Here is a 16,374-nt window from a genome sequence, read left to right on the forward strand (position 1 = left end):
ATGAGTGACACGTTCGAAGGCCATATCGAGGACACGCGGCTCACGGATGCATTGAGCGAGCGGTATCTGGCATACGCACTGTCCACCATCATGTCCCGCTCGTTGCCGGATGTGCGGGACGGTCTGAAACCGGTGCACAGACGTCTTGTTTATGCCATGCACCAGCTCCGCCTTGATCCGACGTCCGGGTTTAAAAAGTGTGCACGTGTCGTCGGTGACGTGATCGGTAAATACCATCCTCACGGCGATGCTTCGGTTTATGAAGCACTCGTGCGTCTGGCTCAGGACTTCGCCGTCCGCTTTCCTCTCGTAGAGGGACAGGGCAATTTCGGTTCCGTGGACGGCGATAACGCGGCTGCGATGCGTTACACCGAATCCCGCTTGACGAAGGTGGCGCAGGCGCTGCTGGAAGGCATCAATGACGATGCCGTCGATTTCCGCCCGACCTATGATGGTGAAGACGCCGAGCCTGTCGTGTTGCCTGCCGCCTTCCCGAATCTTCTGGCCAACGGTGCCGCAGGCATCGCCGTGGGCATGGCGACGTCCATTCCGCCGCACAATGCGGGTGAAATCTGTGCGGCGGCCGCTCTTCTGATCCGTGATCGGAACACGTCCATCCCGGACCTGCTGCGCCATATGCCGGGTCCGGATTTTCCAACCGGCGGCATTATTGTTGAAGATGCCGATGCCATTCTCAGGGCTTACGAGACCGGGCGCGGAGGTTTTCGCATCCGGGCGCGGTGGACGACGGAACCCGGTCGTTTCGGCACATGGCAGGTGGTGGTCACCGAAATTCCGTATCAGGTGCAGAAGGCGCGGCTGATCGAGCAGATTGCGGACCTTCTGGTGCAGAAGAAGCTGCCGTTGCTGGCGGACATTCGCGATGAAAGCTCCACTGACATCCGTTTGATCCTTGAGCCCCGATCCCGCGCCGTTGAGCCGGAAGTGCTCATGGAGACGCTGTTCAAGGCGACGCAGCTTGAGAGCCGTTTCTCTCTGAACATGAACGTCATCGGTCCCGACAGGACGCCGGGCGTGCTCAATTTGCGCGACGTACTGCTGGCGTGGCTCGATCACCGCAAGATCGTGCTGGAGCGCCGGAGTGTTCACAGACTGACGGCAGTGGAGCGACGGCTGGAAATCCTCGAAGGGTTCCTTGCGGTCTATCTCAACCTTGATGAAGTGATCCGCATCATCCGTGAAGAGGATGATGCCAAGGCAAGCCTCATGCAGACCTTCGCCCTGTCCGATGTGCAGGCCGAGGCCGTTCTGAACATGCGGCTGCGCAGTCTGCGTAAACTTGAGGAACTCGAAATCCGCAAGGAACACACGGTGCTCTCAGTGGAACGTGATGAATTGCGGGCGCTTCTGAGTGATGAGGCTCTGCGTTGGAAGCGAATTGCGAGCGAAGTGAAGGAAATTGGCAAGGCGTTTGGTGGCGGTCCATTGGGCACGCGCCGCAGCACGCTGGGTGCGCCGCCTCCGCAGATCGATTTGTCCGCCGCCACGTTGGTCGAGCGTGAGCCCCTGACGATGGTGCTTTCCGAGAAAGGGTGGGTTCGCGCGATGAAGGGGCACGGCATCGACACCGCCGGCCTGAAGTTCAAGGAGAGCGATTCCCTGCGTATGGCGCTGCCTTGCCAGAGCACGGACCGGCTGTGCTTCTTCGCCACCGATGGACGCGCCTTCACGATCAATGCGGCCGATCTTCCGCGCGGTCGTGGAGATGGGCAGCCCGTGCGCCTGCTCATGGATCTGGCCAATGAGGAAGACATTCTGTCGGTTTTCGTCATTGAGCCGGAGGGAAAGCGGCTCGTCGCGTCCGATGTGGGACGCGGCATGATCGTGGCGGATTCCGATTTCGCGGCGGAGAAGCGCAGCGGCAAGCAGGTTCTCAACCTCAAGGGAGACGAGAGCGCGAAGCTATGTATTCCGGCGGAAGGGGATTATGTGGCGGTGCTGGGAGGAGACAGGCGGCTTCTGATCTTCCCGCTTGAGCAGCTTCCCGTCATGGCGCGCGGATTGGGTGTGGCGCTCCAGAAATACCCCGATGGTGGAAAGAAACTTGGGTTGAAGCAGGCCGTCGTCTTTACGCAGGCGCAGGGTCTGATCTGGCCGGGTGCTGTGCGCCCCCGGTCCATGGCCGATCTGGAAGCTTGGGTTGGCAAGCGCGCCGCCTCTGGCAAGGCGGCTCCACCATGGGCGCTGCGCAAAGCCTGAGCATGCGGGTCGTGCGCCATAACGAGCTGACTGCCAGCCGGGACGTTGTGTCATCCTGATATTCGCCCTTCTTCTGCCGATCCTTGTCGCGTGCGGCCTGCCTCTGCTGCCCGGACGCTGGACGCACCTGCCGCCTGATCGGCAGACACAGATTGCTCAGGGCGCATGGTTGCTGGGTGCCCTGCTGGCGCTGGGACTTTTGCCGTGGAGCGGCAGTCCGGCGCGTTCGCAGTTGCCGGGGCTGGCGTTCAATACAGTTCAGGCGATTTTCTTCTTTGCTTTCGCCATGACCGGTCTGTGCGCGGAAAATCCAGCGGTGCCGGGACGACGGATTTCGCTGTCCTGCGGTGCGGCCTGTCTCGCAGCTTTGGCCGATCAGCCTTTCGTTCTGATGGGCAGCGGTTGCTGCGCGTTGCTGCTGACGCTTTCCGATCGGAGGGGCGGTGCGCGGGGGATGGTGCGGGCGTTCTTCTTTGCGGCGGCCTGTGGCGCGAGTGTGAGTGGAAAAGGCGATGGGTTGATGCTCATCGCCACATTGGCCTGCCTGCTTTCCGAAGCCCGCGCGGCGCCGGAGTTTACTCTCGCGCCATTGATGGATGCGGGCTGCGGCCTGTTGCTGCTGATCCGCACGCAGGTGGTGACCGCGCCACTTGGTCAGTCTGGCGCCGCGTTCGTTCTGCTTGCGCTGGGCATTGGGCTGGCGGCCCTTCGGCTCTGGCGCGCCCTTGCAACGCCGGAGTTTGGGCAGGCTGTCACCGGATTGGCCATGCTTCCAGCGTTGATAGGGGCCATGACATTGGCGCTGTTCGGGCTGGCCCATGACAGCGGTTCGACCCTGACAGCGCATGCGGCCCAAACCGCTCTGATCCTTGACTTCGTGGTGTTGTGGCCCGCAGCCGCCGCCTTTCTCGCGGCCTCGGCGCTGGTGCGTGAGGGCGCCGGGTCCGACCGTCTGAACGCCATGGGGGGAATGATCGGTCTTGCGCCACGGCTGGCGGCCATGTTCGCCGTCACGCTCGCGGGTCTGCTGCTTCTGCCGCCCACGGGTGGTTTTGTCGTGCTGTGGATGCTGGTCGAAAGTGCCCTCGGTCTTCTGCCCGATGGATTCACGGCGGCCCTTCCGTCGCTGGCTTTCCTGCTGGCGCTAGGTCTTGTGGTGGCGCTGGTGGCTCTCGTGGTGCTGCGACTGGGCATGCTGGTTCTGATGGGGGGAGCGAGACGTTCGCGTATGGCCGTCTGTCCCGATGCATCATGGTTTGCGTTGATGCCTGTGGCTCTGGCCGCAGGCTGCTCTTTCTTTCTCTCTCTTGTGCCCGGCCTCGTTCGTTGGCTTGCGGCCGCATCGGTAGAAGGTAAGGAAAAGCCCTCCATCTTCGCACTGGGAGCGCCGGACGGATTGTCCTTCCTGCTTCCATCAGGCTTCATGACGCTGCTTTTTGTCCTGATCGGGGCTGTGAGGTTGGTGCAGGTACGTCATGAGACGCGGCTTGCCCACACGACAGCCGTTCGTCCGTCACCGTTTGGCAGCCATGAGAAGGAAGCGGCATCGCCTTGGCTGGGGGGGCTGGTTGTGTGCTCTCCTGTCTCACCTTTTGGAGAGCCGCTTCTCTGGCCGGGGGCAGACCTCGTTGTCTCCATTTTGCGGACAGTGTTTCGGCTTGAGCGCTTGCCAAAATGGCGGAAAGAGGGGCGATGGATGCCCGGTTCCCGTCATTTGTGGCGAAGGATACGACGCATATGGGGAGACGGCACACAGGCATCCGGCATCGTTCTGGCGCTGGTGGCCGTCGTGCTCTGTCTGGCGGCATGGTGGTCATGACCCTCTTCTGGAGCGTTCTTCTGACCCTGCTTCAACTGCTGCTCGTGGTCTGCCTCGCGCCGCTCTGTGCGGGATTGCGTGCGTCGTTCGGAGCGCGCTTGAGCGGTCAGCCTGCGCCGCCCATTCTGCGCCATGTTTTCATGCTGGGACGGTTCTGGTCGCAGCCGGTTTCCCTGCCTCAGGGTGATCTGCCGCCGCTGTCACGGGAAATGGTGGCCCGGATCGCAGCACCGGTCGCGCTGGGGGCGGCTCTCACGGCATCGCTGCTGCTTCCAGCCTTTACCGTCAATCTTGTAACCGCTCCGTGGTCGGACGCGGTGCTGGTCGGTCTTCTTCTGGCATTTGCACGACTTGCCACACGACTTTCCGCACTTGATCGTCCAGCGGCGGACACATTATGGGCTTTTGGTCGCGTGGTGGGAGAGGTGATGCTTCTGCCTGCGCTCCTGCTGCTGGTTGCGCTCCTGTTCAGTTCTGGTGCCACGACCGCCCTCGCTTCTGTTCTGGCAGAAGCCGCTGGAGGCAATCCGTTTGGAAAGGATGCGCCGCTCGTGCTTGCGGGGGGCGTGATCCTTATGTTCGCAGTCCGAGACCGCGAAGAGCGAGGGCTGGAAGGTTTGGGAGCGGATGCGGCGCTGCTGATGCTGGCAGAGGACGTGATGACTCTGGCGTGGATCACTTTGGCGACGGATCTGATGTGGCCGGCAGGGCTTCTGGCTTTTCATGAGGGAGCGCTGTCGTTTGGTGGCCTTGCTCTGGCGTTGCTGTGTTGGGTGGGGAGAGTTTCTGCCTTCTCGCTGCTGCTGGCTGCTGGCCGCGCGATTGTGATCACCCCTGTCACCGCGATGCGGCTGCGGGCGGCGGCTGCCCTTTTGCTCGCGCTTGTCGGTTTCCAGCTCATGACGGCTACACGTCTGGGAGTGGCCTCTGCTGTTCAGCCGGAGGCTCGCGTCCCGATGAATGGGCGAGGAAGCCCGCCATGACCCTCGCCCTCGCGCTATTGCCATTCGCGGCACTTCTTGCACTGATCGCAGGACTTTCCGCAGTGCCGTTCGTGGGTCTACTGACGGCGCTCTCGATTGTTTTCGTGCGTCAGGGAGGACTGTTCTCTCTGGCTTGGCCCGTGGTCTTTGCCGCCGTCGTGGCGCTTATTATCGCCACAGTCCCTGTCGGCTTGCTGGCAGGTTATGAGGAAGATGCAACGCCTTCCCGAAAGGCGGGCGCCTTGATTCTGGCGCTTCTTCTGCTCGTTGCCGCCAATCTTACAGTGCCCGTCGGGGATGTTTCGTTTTTTGCCGGTTCGCTGCCTGAATTCGTGAGGCCCGTCAGCGTTCCCGCTGTGACGGTGGCGCTTGGCGTGACGTTTGCCGGGCTTGCCACAATGGCGCTTCGTTCCGGCATTCGCCGCCAGCTTGCCGGGGTGCTGACGGCCTGCGATGGCGTACTATTGAGTGCTGTGAATACTCCCGATCCCTCTATGGCGTGGCTGGTCGGTGCATGTGTCCTTCTGGTGGCGGGCGCTGGAACCTGGCTTGCGCGGCGGTTGTCGCTTCTGCGGGAAAGACAACAGGTGCCGCATTCGGGAAAGATGACCTGATGCTCATGGCCGCCAATATTCTTCTGTTTTGCAGTCTTGCATGGCCGTTTCTTGCGGGCACGGTCGTGGCGGCGCTGGTGGGACGGGCCGGGGAAGGCGGTGAGAGCGCGCAGCGTCAGTCCCAGCTTGCCCCCAATCTGTCGCTGGTGGGTCTTGTCCTGATGGTGTTCGATATTCCCTGTGCGTGGTGGCTGGAGATACATGGCTTCGCGACGCAACAGGGATGGATGACGGAATCCTCGCTTGCGGTGACGGGAGCGGTGGTGCTGCACGCCTCTCTGGTGTCGCGCTGCTTTGCGCCGCCCCGACGGGAGGATGCGCGGGCGCTCCTGTCACGCGATGCCGTGCCGTTCTGGACGACCGGCCTGCTTGTGCTGGCGTTGATGCTGTCTGCGCCCGTGGCCCGCGCGGCGATGCTGCTTTCAGCACCTGTTCTGGCTGTCATCCTGCTGGACACCGGGGCGGGCTGCGCGCTCGTGGGATGGAATATGCTGCGTCGGAATGTGACGGGCACAGTGTTGGCGTTGACCGGGTTGCTGCATCCCAATCCCACAGTTTCGGGACTGCTGACGGGATTTGGCATGATGCTGGTAAGCGGCCTCTGGCCTGCCTGCCTGCCTTCGCGTTCCAGTCCAATGCTTGAAAGTGTAAACAGCGGAGAAGCTTTGCGTCTTGCCGCGGCCGCACTGATCACGGGTTCATTATTGACCGCAGCCCCTCAGTCGATGGAGGCGGCCCAAGCGTTTTCCTTTTTAATGATTGTGGCGGGTTTTCTGACGGTCGCGACAGCGTCCCTTCGCCTGCGCGTGGTCTCTGGGGAGAAGGCGGCGAGCCTTACTCTCGTCAGCATAGGTCTGGCAGCCATCGCGGTGGGGATCGGTGAGGCTCTTTTGGTCGATCTGGTTCTGTTCGGGCCGCTGCTGGCCGGACCGTGGCGCGACATGAAGGGGCGGGGACAGTGGAAGGTGGCGTGCCTTCTAGGTCTGCCTGTGCTTGGCACTACCTTGCTGATCGTGATGGTTCTCTCGGCCATATGGCCAACAGTCGGACTGGTGCTGGTGCTTGCCCTGACGCCAGCCTGGAAGCCGGTCTTGCGGTTCCTGCCATCCTTTCACGCCCGTATGGGTTCGGAGACATCGGGATGAGTCTGCCTCCCATTCTGTTTGGCGGGATTCTGCCCGTGAGGGAGGACGGGCGACCGTCAGTGCGACGCCTCATCCGTAGCGGAGAGAAAACATCCACGCCGTGGCGATTCGAACTGGATGAGGATGGCTGGTACGAACTGGTAGAACGGCTGCGTGACGATCCCATCACCTTCATGGGGCTGTGGTGTGATGGCGTCCGCATCCATGCGCTGTTCAGTGAAAACATTCCGGGTGGGGACAGCCGATTGCGTCCCTTGATGGCCAGTCTCGTGCCCGATGGCCCGCGTTATCGTGGGTTGTCCTCCGTGCGGAGTGCAGCGTCGCCCTTCGAGCGCATGATCCATGACCTATGGGGAGTGGAAGCCATGGAAGCCGTCGATGTCCGGCCTCTGGTCGATCATGGCGCATGGAGTGCCAACGCTCCTCTGTCCGCCCGGGCGGTTCCTTCATCGGAAGGGGCTGCTTCGTTCGTGTTCGAGGCGCCCGACCCAACTGTGACTGACAGGGGAATGATTCTGCCATATGGCCCGGCTACGGGTGGGATGGAGGGACCGGTTCATCACAGGTTGGGCGTCGTGGGCGGTCGTATTCGTACGGTGGAGACAGCAGGAGGATTTGCGCATCGCGGAGTGACGGCCCGAATGGTGGGCATGACGCCTGCTGCGGCTGTTGAACTGGCAGGACGCATCAGCGCGACGGCCACGGTTGCGCATCAGTGGACGCTTTGTATGGCGGTGGAGCATGCGCTGGGTGTGATGGTCCCGCCGACTGCCCAGTGTATGCGGGCCGTGCTGGCGGAGATCGAGCGCATCCACACGCATCTGACGTGGCTGGCGCGGACAGCACAGGCTGCGCGTGCCGATCTGGTGATGGGGCGTCTTTATCGAGCGCGTGAGACATTGGCGCGCTTATGCGCCAGCGTTCTGGGCAAACGGCTGTTGGTGGACACCATCATCCCCGGCGGGGTGCTGCTGTCGGGCCGGCCTGCGGAGGGGGCGGAGCTTGGACTGCCGGCAGCGATGGCGCGTCTGGCAGACGAGATCGCGGCGTTTGATGAGCGTGAGTTTCCCGAAATACGCGCCCTGTGGCTGGCATCAGCCGGTTTGATGGAGGTGTTGAGCGGCGCGGGGCACGTATCGCGAGAAGAGGCGGAAACCCTCACTCTGGGAGGGCCGGTGGGACGTGCGTGTGGACGCGGTCTGGATCTGCGCGAGTCTTACGATGCCTATGGCGCGGTGTCGCTGCGCACGCCGGTTCGGACGCAAGGAGACGCTCTGGCGCGATCCCTGATCCGGTTTGACGACATTGCCGAAAGTCTACGTTTGCTTGCGGCGTTCGCGCGTGAACTGGAAGGCCGCAAGGATGAGGGGCCCGGTGAAGTGTGCGCCCCGGTTCCAGCCGTCCTTGAAAGGGCGGCTGGATATGGCGCGGTAGAGGGACCATCCGGTCCGGTCTGTCACTGTGTGACGATGCAGGAGGGACGGATCGCGCAGGTTTTCGTGGCCGATCCGGCCGCAATTCTGAGCATGACGCTTGAAAAAGCGTTGTCAGGGGCGCGTTGGGAAGAATTTGATGTGGTCAAATGCTCTTTCGGCGTTTCGGCTGCGGCGGCTGATCTGTAATATCACCGCGAAGAGCCAAGTGCGCTCTCCGCACCGTCGAGGAGGTTGCCCGTGTCCACCGTCCTGATCCGTGCTCTGTTCACATCGCTCGTGGCGCCTGCCGGACCCGCATTGCCGCCTGTCATCTCACGTTCGCCGCTGGTGCTGTTCCATGTGGACAGTGGTGGCTGCGAAGCCTGTGGACTGGAAGTGGAAGCTCTCATTCACGGCAATTACGGTCTTGCCGAAGCTGGAGTGAGCTTTGCCGATACGCCTCGGACGGCCGATATGCTGCTGGTTACGGGCGCTTATTCCCGTATGATGATGCCGGTCGTTCAGGCCGCATGGGAGGCGATGCCGCAGCCCAAGGGGTTGCTGGCGGTCGGGGCATGCGCTCTCGATGGTGGCCCGTTTGGAAAAAACTACGCCATGCTGGGCGGGTTGGAATCGCACGCATCGGTCGATTGCGCCATTCCCGGCTGCCCGCCCACGCCGCACGCCGTTCTGGAGGGCATCGTCAGCCTGCTTTCGCCTGCATCCGTCGTCCGACCGGTTGCTGCCACCGAAGAATGAAGTCTCGCCTCAGTGCTGCGGCAGGGAGGAGGGAGCGATGTCTTCCTCTTCTTCTTCCTCGCGCAGGGATTCGGCCGCGTGACGCAGACGGTGAAAGCTCATGCGGCTGAGAGGAAGTAGGGCGACATACACTACGCCCATGGCCGCAAGAACGCCCCACGGATCGGCCACCAGCGCCACGACATAAATGCCCGAGCCGAGCATCATCGGCAGGACATAGCGGGCCGGGATCTTGAAATTCTTGAACGACCAGACAGGCAGGGTGGAGACCAGAAGAAACGCCGTGCTTGTGAGGGTGAGGGCCGGAAGCCAAGGCAGGCGCGTCAGTTCATAAAGCTGCGTGAAACCCAGCTTGTTGAACTCCAGTCCCAGAAACAGTGGAAACAGGGCCAGACCGGCGCCAGCCGGAGCGGGAACACCGGTGAAGAAGTTGCTGGCGTATTTCGGACGATCTTCCGCGCCATCGAGATTGGCGTTGAAGCGGGCGAGCCGTAACGCCATGCACACCGTAAAAAGGAGGCAGGGAAGAAAGGCGTAACGCCCCGCATCCTTGAGTGCCCAGAGATAGAGCACGAAAGAAGGTGCCACACCGAAGCAGACAAAATCCGACAGACTGTCGAACTCTGCGCCAAATCGCGTGGAGCCGCGCAGGAGGCGCGCGATACGCCCATCCAGCCCGTCGATCACCGCCGAGACGAGAAGCGCTATCGCAGCGCTCTGGAAACGCCCATCCAGCGCGAAGCGCATGCCTGTGAGGCCGCTGCACAGCCCAAGCATGGTCAGTAGATTGGGAATCAGGCGATTGAACGACGGGCCACGAACCCGCGTATGAGGCGCACGGCGCCGCAGGCGACCGCGTTTGCGGCGGGAGGTGGTCTCACTCATCGCGGGTGACTTCCGATCGTCCGCCGAAGGGATCAGGCGTCAAGCTGTGCCACGACGGTCTCGCCGCCCACCATGGTCTGCCCGACCGCGACCAGCGGCTCAACGCCCGGCGGCAGATACACATCCGTGCGTGAGCCAAAGCGAATGATGCCGAAACGCTCGCCGGCTTCCAGACGGTCGCCTTCCTTCACGGAACACACGATGCGGCGCGCCACCAGTCCAGCGATCTGCACGACGGCGACCATGCGCCCATCCGGCAGGGTGATGCTCAGCGCGTTGCGCTCGTTATCCGTAGAAGCCTTGTCGAGACTGGCGTTGAGGAACTTGCCCTCGTGATAGGCAATGCGCGTTACGGTGCCAGCCACCGGCATGCGGTTGACATGGACATCCAGCACCGAGAGGAACGTCGCCACGCGCCAGACAGGTGTGTCGCCCATGCCAAGTTCGGCAGGAGGGGCAACCTTCTGGATGGAGACGATATGCCCGTCTGCGGGGGCGACGACCAGTCCCTCACGCGGCGGAGGCACGCGCTTGGGATCGCGAAAGAAATAGAGGCAGAAGCCAAAAAACGCGCCGCTGAGTGTGCCTGCGCGTTTGAGAACCGGACAGTTCAGCCGCCAGCCGAGATAGCGCGCAGCGACCGTGGCCGCTCCCGATGCGAGCAGGAAAGGGCGTGCCTCACGGTGAGGGCGGGACAGGACGAGCCTGAGAGATCCGATCAGTGACATGGAACCGTTCCTGAACGCTTGGCCCTCGGGAATCAAGTCTCATCATGGAGACAGGTGGACCGCGACTTGCACGAGCGAGGCTTTTCTGGTCTCCATCCGCAGCTTTTATGCCCGGAAACCGCCACCCTGTTTCAACGGAAGGTCACGCCATGAGAGTGCTGCGCTCTGCCCTGTTCCGCGTCTGGATCGTCGCCATTTCGGTCCTGATGGGGTGGGCCGCGATTCCTCTGCGTCTCTTCGCGCCGCGTTTCGCAATGCCCTACGCCAAGCTCTGGGCGCGGCTGTATCTGGCGGGAGGACGGTATTTCTGTGGCATCCGGACACGGGTGACGGGACTGGATAAATTGCCCAAGGATCGTCCTTTCATCCTTGCGTCCCAGCATCAGTCGGCCTTCGACACGTTGGTCTGGATGAACCTCGTGTCCAAGCCGACCTACGTGATGAAAGAAGAGTTGCAGCGTGTGCCGCTGGTGGGGCCGATGCTCAAATTGACGGGTATGATTCCGGTGGCGCGCACAGGGGGCAGCAAGGCGTTGCGCAGTCTGCTGGATGCTACGGAGCGGGCAGCTTCCGAAGGACGGCAACTTATCATCTTCCCGGAAGGGACGCGGCTTGCGCCGGGTGAACGGGTGCCCCTCAAACCGGGAATTGTCGCGATGGCCCGTCATGCGAAGCTGCCTGTTTATCCGGTGGCTACGAATTCCGGGTTGTGCTGGCCGAACCGTGGTTTTCTCAAGAGGTCCGGCACGATCACGGTGCATGTGTGCGACCCTATCGAGGCCGGGGCGCGAGGGACCATGTTGCGGGCGATAGAGGATGCATGGCGGGCGGCTGAGCCACAACTCGCGCAATAAAAACCTTTTATGACCCTCGAACGAGGGAGGCGTTAACGTTTGGCACAGGGTTGTGGATAACTCTGTGGGGCAAGAATCCGTCGTGGAACGATATGAAGGAAAAGAGGAAATATCCTCGGCGTTTCTTGCGTTTATAGAAGTCAAGATAAATTATTACGGGATGGACAGGTTTTCTTGGGAATTGGCGGAAGACTGCGGTTTTTCTCAGTCGTTTGTATAAGAATCCGACTTTCTGACCTATCTGCTCCGATTGTCTGAAGACTGTATAAAAAGAGTGGACTCCTCTGGGGACAGGCTGTGGACAGATTGAGAAGTGTTGCGATGGAGAGCGGTGAATTACCCATCAGATTCCATCATCGGTCCAGAGGGTTGGGCGCTTTAGGTGATGCGGCGCATGAATTCGAAAGCTTCGGAACGTCGTGACGGGTCGCTCCTCTCGAATCGGTCTGATCGTGGCGCTGGTTATTCTTGTGGGAGGTGGTGGCGTCCTTGCGCGCCAGGCAGGCAACCGAGCGATCCTGGGGGGACTTGAAGCCTCTCGTCACGATCTGGCGCAGCATGGATGGTCAGTGTCGTGGCGTGTTGTCCGGCCTCGCTGGGCCTTGTTTGTGGCGACGGTCGAGTTTGTGGATTTCCGGGTGTCCGCAACAGTGGGCGATTTCCGGGTGTTCTACGGCGCGGACGCTCTTGCTGTGCGTCGTCCGCATTTTTTTTCCCATGATGTCATGATGTTCCCGGGAAAGCGGCAGGCTCTCGTGGTAAACCGCAGGGAAGAGACTGTGCTGGCACTTCGTTTGGTGAGTGAGCGAACACGTCTTGTCGCTCAGCTATCCTCTGAAGGAGTGGTGCGAAGCCTTGCGTTGACGATGCCGCAGGTGACGACGGATCTCGCGGCGCTTCCGGCGTTGGTCCCCACGCGCAGCCTGCCGGCTATGTTGGTTGCGGAGGGTGTGAGAGTCAGGCTCCACAATAGGCCTCAGGACAGAGGCGGACTGGCGGTCGATATCGGGCTGGAGGCGCTCCGGCTGCCCGTCTCATGGCCGGGGCTGGGCGATACGTTGCGCGGAGTAGAGGCGGCTTTCTCATTGCCGGTAACGACGGGAAGAGAGACTTTTCTTCTGCATCTCGCGCAGGGAAAACTGGGAGTGGCATCGGCTGCTCTGTCGGGACGGATGACCGGGTGGCCTGTTCCGACCGGTGATTTCGATCTCGTGCTGCGTGGCGTGGATGTGGCGACACAGAACATGGCGGCCAGCGGAGCAGTGTCTCCAGAAGTGGGCGAAGCAGCCGCTGTACTGGGACGCATCGCGCGGCACGATGCTTCTCCGGTTCCGAACGGTGGAGACACGAAAGCAAAGTCAGGAAAAGAACCTCTTGTCGACCTGCCCCTGCGTTTGAGGGAAGGACGATGGTGGGTGGGAACACTGCCTCTCTCCGCCGTGTCGGGATTGATTGCCCGCTCACGACAGCCATAGGCTCAACGGGCGTGATCCTTGGCTTTTCGAAGTCGTGCGAGGGTGGCCACATCCGGCGCACGCAGAAAGGGATTGCAGTCACGTTCGCTGCCAAGAGTAGAGGGCACGGTCGGCACTCCCTCGGCGCGAAGCCGTTCCACTTCCCGGGCGCGTTCGCCAAGGGCGATATTCTCGGGATCGACGGAAAGGGCGAACCGGGCGTTGGAGGCGGTATATTCATGGCCGCAATAGACGCGGGTTCGATCGGGTAGGTGGTCGAATGCCCGGAAACTCGCGAACATCTGTGCCGCCGTTCCTTCAAACAGACGACCGCACCCAAGGCTGAACAGCGTGTCTCCACAGAACAGGGATGGCGGATCGTCGAAATAATAGGCGATGTGCCCCAATGTATGGCCCGGTGTGTCGATCACGGTGGCGCAGCTTTCACCCAACATGATGCGGTCGCCGGGATTTACGGCATGATCGAGAGGAGGCAGCCGCGCCGCGTCGGCGGCATTGCCGATCACCTGCGCACCGTAGCGTTTCCGCAGGGAGATGGTGCCGCCTGTATGGTCGGCGTGATGATGGGTGAGCAGGATCAGATCGAGACGTCCGCCATGCTCATCAATGGCGGACTGAACCGGCGTGGCTTCCCCCGGATCGACCACGGCAGTCGTTCCCGTGGCCTCATCTTGGATGAGCCAGACGTAGTTGTCTGAAAGAGCCGCAATGGCATGAACGGTAATGGGCATGAAACGTGGCTCCTTCCTCAAGGGCTTCATGGTAGTGTACGTTTCATGAGAGACGAAGTTCGGACGGTCGAAGCTTTTTACAATGCGCCGGTGGGGACGGACACGGGACGTCTGCTCGGTCGTCATCTTCTTGCGGCGTGGCCAGAACTCGCGGGCCAGCGTCTGCTTGGCATCGGCCATGCCGCCCCCTTTCTTCCGCTCTGGGACGCTCGCACGTCGCTTGCCGTGTCGGCACGGCTGGGCCTGTCCGGTGCCGCCCTCGGGTTGCACCAACGCTACGGGCGCGAATGTGTGGTGTCGGAAACCGCTTTGCCTTTTCCCGATCTGTCTTTCGATCGTGTTCTGATGATTCACGCGCTGGAGACTTCGCATGCCGGTGGAGAACTTTTGCGGGCCGTCTGGAGAGTTTTGCGCGATGACGGCAAACTGTTGCTGGTCGTGCCCAACCGACGCGGCGTCTGGGCCCTGAGCGACACGACTCCCTTTGGGCAGGGGCGTCCGTTCTCGCAGCGTCAGCTCTGGCGGCAACTCGCGCAGTGCATGTTCCATGTCGAACGGAGCGGCACCGCACTTTATCCGCCGCCGTTTCCATCGCTTCATCGTCGGAAGGTCGGTGATCTGCTTGAGCGGGCAGGGAGCGCGGTGTTGCCGGCCTGCGGGGGCGTGGTGATCGTGGAGGCCGTGAAGGATCTGTGGGGTGGCCTGCCGCTGACACGCGAGAGTGTTCGCGCACAACCGGCACGACAGGTTGTCGGGGCCGGTTGATACACCATGACGGAACTGTTGCGACAACGGGTCGAGGAACTCGCCGCCGCGCTGCGTGTAACCACCAGTGTCACGTGGACGTTGGAAAAATGGTGTGAGCAGCAGGGATTGGTCACACCGCCGGCCCATATTCAGGCCTGTGTCGAGCCAGTTCCCCAACTGCCTGTGCCTGAAGCCTTTCTGGGCGCTTTTCCAGCGGGCGAACGCCTGCGGCATCGTCGGGTGGATCTGACCTGTCAGGGACTGTCTTTGTGCCATGCCGATAATTGGTATGCTCCCTCACGTCTGTCTCCGCAGATGAACGCGCGTCTGGAAAAGACCCGTGAACCGTTTGGGCGTGTCGTAAGGCAGATGGGCATTCATCGCCGCACGCTGGACTGCCGTGTTCTCTGGACTGAGGAGGCACCGCCGCCCTCTTCCGCCCGTGCCCCCGTCATCAGTGTGCTGGCGTTCGTGTGTCGCGAAGACGGTATGGCGCTCAGCCTTGTGCGGGAGATCTGCACCGCAGCCTTGCTGGGCGTTGGCGATTCCTGCTGACCGCCATTTCTCAAGCGGAACTCTCTCACGCCTTTAGACGTTGCGCGTCGGTTGTCGCTGATCGAAAAGGTGCAGCTTATGGCGGACATTTCTGGGAAAGTAGCCCTCGTCACGGGATCTGGGCAGGGGATCGGGCGGGGCATCGCCCTGAGACTGGCGCGTGATGGCGCGGACATTGCTCTGGTGGACATCCGCGAAGACCGCCTGGCGGATGTCGCGGCGGAAATCGAGGCGCTGGGCCGCAAAGCCACCACCTTTGTGGCCGATATCGGGGACCGCGAGCAGGTCGCAGCAGCGATAGATCATGCCGAGAGCGCTTTGGGCGGTTTCAATGTGATGGTGAACAACGCCGGTATCGCGCAGATCAAGCCATTGGCGGATGTAATGCCGGAGGAAGTGGAGCGCATCTACCGCATCAATGTTCAGGGCACGCTGTGGGGCATCCAGCTTGCGGCGGCCCGGTTCCAGAAGCGCGGGCACAAGGGCAAGATCATCAATGCCTGCTCCATTGCCGGGCATGAAGGATACGCCATGTTGGGGGTCTATTCCTCGACCAAGTTCGCCGTGCGCGGGCTGACACAGGCGGCGGCCAAGGAATATGCCAGCCACGGAATCACCGTGAACGCTTATTGCCCCGGTGTGGTCGGCACCGACATGTGGGTGGAGATCGACGCCGAATTTGCCCGGTTGACGGGCGTGGCGAAGGGAGAGACCTATGACCGTTTCGTCAAGGGGATCGCGCTTGGACGCGCCGAGACACCGGATGACGTTGCCGGTCTCGTTTCATGGCTGGCAGGGCCGGACTCGGACTATGTGACAGGACAGTCCATTCTGATCGATGGCGGCCTCGTCTATCGCTGACGTGTTCAGCCAGCGTCCACGGTGTGACGAAATGCCCAACTCGGTCCGATGAGGGCGAGCAGGAACTTGCCGTATTCCAGCACAAGCAAGCGCAACGTCGCGCGGGTATAGGGGCGCTGCATCGCGGGCGGCTGGACGGGGAGCGCTTCCAGTCGGATCTCGGGTGCAGCACGGTGGATCATCAGCATGGCGCGGCGCATGTGGTAGCCCGCCGTGACCACGATCAGGCTGTGCAATCCGTTATGGCGTGCCCATGCGGCGGTTTCCGCGCCGTTGCCCGCAGTGGAGGTGGCCTGTTGGCCCAGTGTCACGCGATCGAGCAACGCCGATGGGATACCGGGCGCGATATCGCGCAACGTCGTGTGCGGATCGACGCCGGAAATCAGCAGCAGGTGTCCGTGACCGTCCTTGAGGAGACGTAGCGCCGTCTCCACCCGACCGTTGCCGCCTGTCAGGGCCACAATGCCATCTGCTTTCATAATGGGGCTGATGGCTTTCTGCGCATCCATCACGAACCAGACAAAGCCGCAGACCACAGCCGTCGAGAGTCCAACCATCAGCAGGCAGGCAGCTTTTCCCAGAG

The 16,374-nt window shown here is 61.9% G+C and carries 16 protein-coding genes; 12 read left to right on the plus strand and 4 right to left on the minus strand.

Annotated elements, in window-relative coordinates; genetic code table 11:
- From parC to GOB87_RS05655, 7 genes are all read left to right on the plus strand, one after another.
- On the plus strand, positions 1 to 2,220 hold the full coding sequence (gene parC / locus GOB87_RS05625) for a DNA topoisomerase IV subunit A (protein ID WP_166313657.1): 2,220 nt from the start codon (positions 1 to 3) through the stop codon (positions 2,218 to 2,220).
- 169 nt (positions 2,221 to 2,389) lie between these two features.
- Complete coding sequence (locus tag GOB87_RS05630; RefSeq protein ID WP_166313659.1) at positions 2,390 to 4,039, plus strand: hypothetical protein; 1,650 nt, start codon at positions 2,390 to 2,392, stop codon at positions 4,037 to 4,039.
- Positions 4,027 to 5,022 (plus strand): hypothetical protein, encoded by a 996-nt coding sequence (locus tag GOB87_RS05635; RefSeq protein ID WP_166313661.1) that lies wholly within the window; start codon positions 4,027 to 4,029, stop codon positions 5,020 to 5,022. The genes GOB87_RS05630 and GOB87_RS05635 overlap by 13 nt, the downstream gene beginning before the upstream one ends.
- Complete coding sequence (locus GOB87_RS05640; RefSeq protein WP_166313663.1) at positions 5,019 to 5,636, plus strand: hypothetical protein; 618 nt, start codon at positions 5,019 to 5,021, stop codon at positions 5,634 to 5,636. The genes GOB87_RS05635 and GOB87_RS05640 overlap by 4 nt, the downstream gene beginning before the upstream one ends.
- 5 nt (positions 5,637 to 5,641) lie before the next feature.
- On the plus strand, positions 5,642 to 6,781 hold the full coding sequence (locus GOB87_RS05645; RefSeq protein ID WP_166313665.1) for a hypothetical protein: 1,140 nt from the start codon (positions 5,642 to 5,644) through the stop codon (positions 6,779 to 6,781).
- Positions 6,778 to 8,403, plus strand: a complete 1,626-nt coding sequence (locus GOB87_RS05650) for an NADH-quinone oxidoreductase subunit D-related protein (RefSeq protein WP_166313667.1) — start codon at positions 6,778 to 6,780, stop codon at positions 8,401 to 8,403. Before GOB87_RS05645 ends, GOB87_RS05650 begins: the two co-directional genes overlap by 4 nt.
- A gap of 51 nt (positions 8,404 to 8,454) precedes the next feature.
- A complete protein-coding gene (locus tag GOB87_RS05655; protein ID WP_166313669.1) occupies positions 8,455 to 8,955 on the plus strand; it encodes an NADH-quinone oxidoreductase subunit B family protein in 501 nt (166 codons plus the stop codon).
- 9 nt (positions 8,956 to 8,964) lie between these two features.
- On the opposite strand, the gene GOB87_RS05660 is transcribed toward GOB87_RS05655, so the two are convergent.
- Together GOB87_RS05660 and GOB87_RS05665 are read right to left on the minus strand one after the other, a co-directional pair.
- On the minus strand, positions 8,965 to 9,840 hold the full coding sequence (locus GOB87_RS05660; protein WP_166313671.1) for a CDP-alcohol phosphatidyltransferase family protein: 876 nt from the start codon (positions 9,838 to 9,840) through the stop codon (positions 8,965 to 8,967).
- A gap of 32 nt (positions 9,841 to 9,872) precedes the next feature.
- Positions 9,873 to 10,568, minus strand: coding sequence for a phosphatidylserine decarboxylase (locus GOB87_RS05665; RefSeq protein WP_166313673.1), 696 nt, complete (start codon positions 10,566 to 10,568; stop codon positions 9,873 to 9,875).
- A 149-nt stretch (positions 10,569 to 10,717) separates the two neighbouring features.
- Between GOB87_RS05665 and GOB87_RS05670 the strand changes: the two genes are divergently transcribed.
- Together GOB87_RS05670 and GOB87_RS05675 are read left to right on the plus strand one after the other, a co-directional pair.
- Positions 10,718 to 11,422, plus strand: a complete 705-nt coding sequence (locus GOB87_RS05670; RefSeq protein WP_166313675.1) for a lysophospholipid acyltransferase family protein — start codon at positions 10,718 to 10,720, stop codon at positions 11,420 to 11,422.
- A 419-nt stretch (positions 11,423 to 11,841) separates the two neighbouring features.
- Positions 11,842 to 12,897, plus strand: coding sequence for a DUF2125 domain-containing protein (locus GOB87_RS05675; RefSeq protein WP_166313677.1), 1,056 nt, complete (start codon positions 11,842 to 11,844; stop codon positions 12,895 to 12,897).
- A 2-nt stretch (positions 12,898 to 12,899) separates the two neighbouring features.
- Here GOB87_RS05675 and gloB read toward each other — a convergent pair whose 3' ends face one another.
- Entirely contained in the window at positions 12,900 to 13,628 is a 729-nt protein-coding gene (gene gloB, locus GOB87_RS05680; protein WP_166313679.1) for a hydroxyacylglutathione hydrolase, read from the minus strand.
- A 45-nt stretch (positions 13,629 to 13,673) separates the two neighbouring features.
- On the opposite strand from gloB, the gene GOB87_RS05685 reads away from it, so the two are divergent.
- The 3 genes from GOB87_RS05685 (at position 13,674) to GOB87_RS05695 (ending at position 15,791) form a co-directional block, all read left to right on the plus strand.
- On the plus strand, positions 13,674 to 14,393 hold the full coding sequence (locus tag GOB87_RS05685; RefSeq protein ID WP_242006184.1) for a class I SAM-dependent methyltransferase: 720 nt from the start codon (positions 13,674 to 13,676) through the stop codon (positions 14,391 to 14,393).
- A gap of 6 nt (positions 14,394 to 14,399) precedes the next feature.
- Positions 14,400 to 14,930, plus strand: coding sequence for a hypothetical protein (locus tag GOB87_RS05690; RefSeq protein WP_166313683.1), 531 nt, complete (start codon positions 14,400 to 14,402; stop codon positions 14,928 to 14,930).
- A gap of 78 nt (positions 14,931 to 15,008) precedes the next feature.
- Complete coding sequence (locus tag GOB87_RS05695; RefSeq protein ID WP_166313685.1) at positions 15,009 to 15,791, plus strand: acetoin reductase; 783 nt, start codon at positions 15,009 to 15,011, stop codon at positions 15,789 to 15,791.
- Positions 15,792 to 15,796: 5 nt separating this feature from the next.
- On the opposite strand, the gene GOB87_RS05700 is transcribed toward GOB87_RS05695, so the two are convergent.
- Positions 15,797 to 16,348: a YdcF family protein gene (locus tag GOB87_RS05700; RefSeq protein ID WP_166313687.1), complete on the minus strand. Its 552-nt coding sequence runs from the start codon at positions 16,346 to 16,348 to the stop codon at positions 15,797 to 15,799.
- Positions 16,349 to 16,374 lie beyond the last annotated feature (26 nt).

Source organism: Acetobacter estunensis (genome assembly GCF_011516945.1).
GTDB classification, from domain to species: Bacteria; Pseudomonadota; Alphaproteobacteria; order Acetobacterales; family Acetobacteraceae; genus Acetobacter; species Acetobacter estunensis.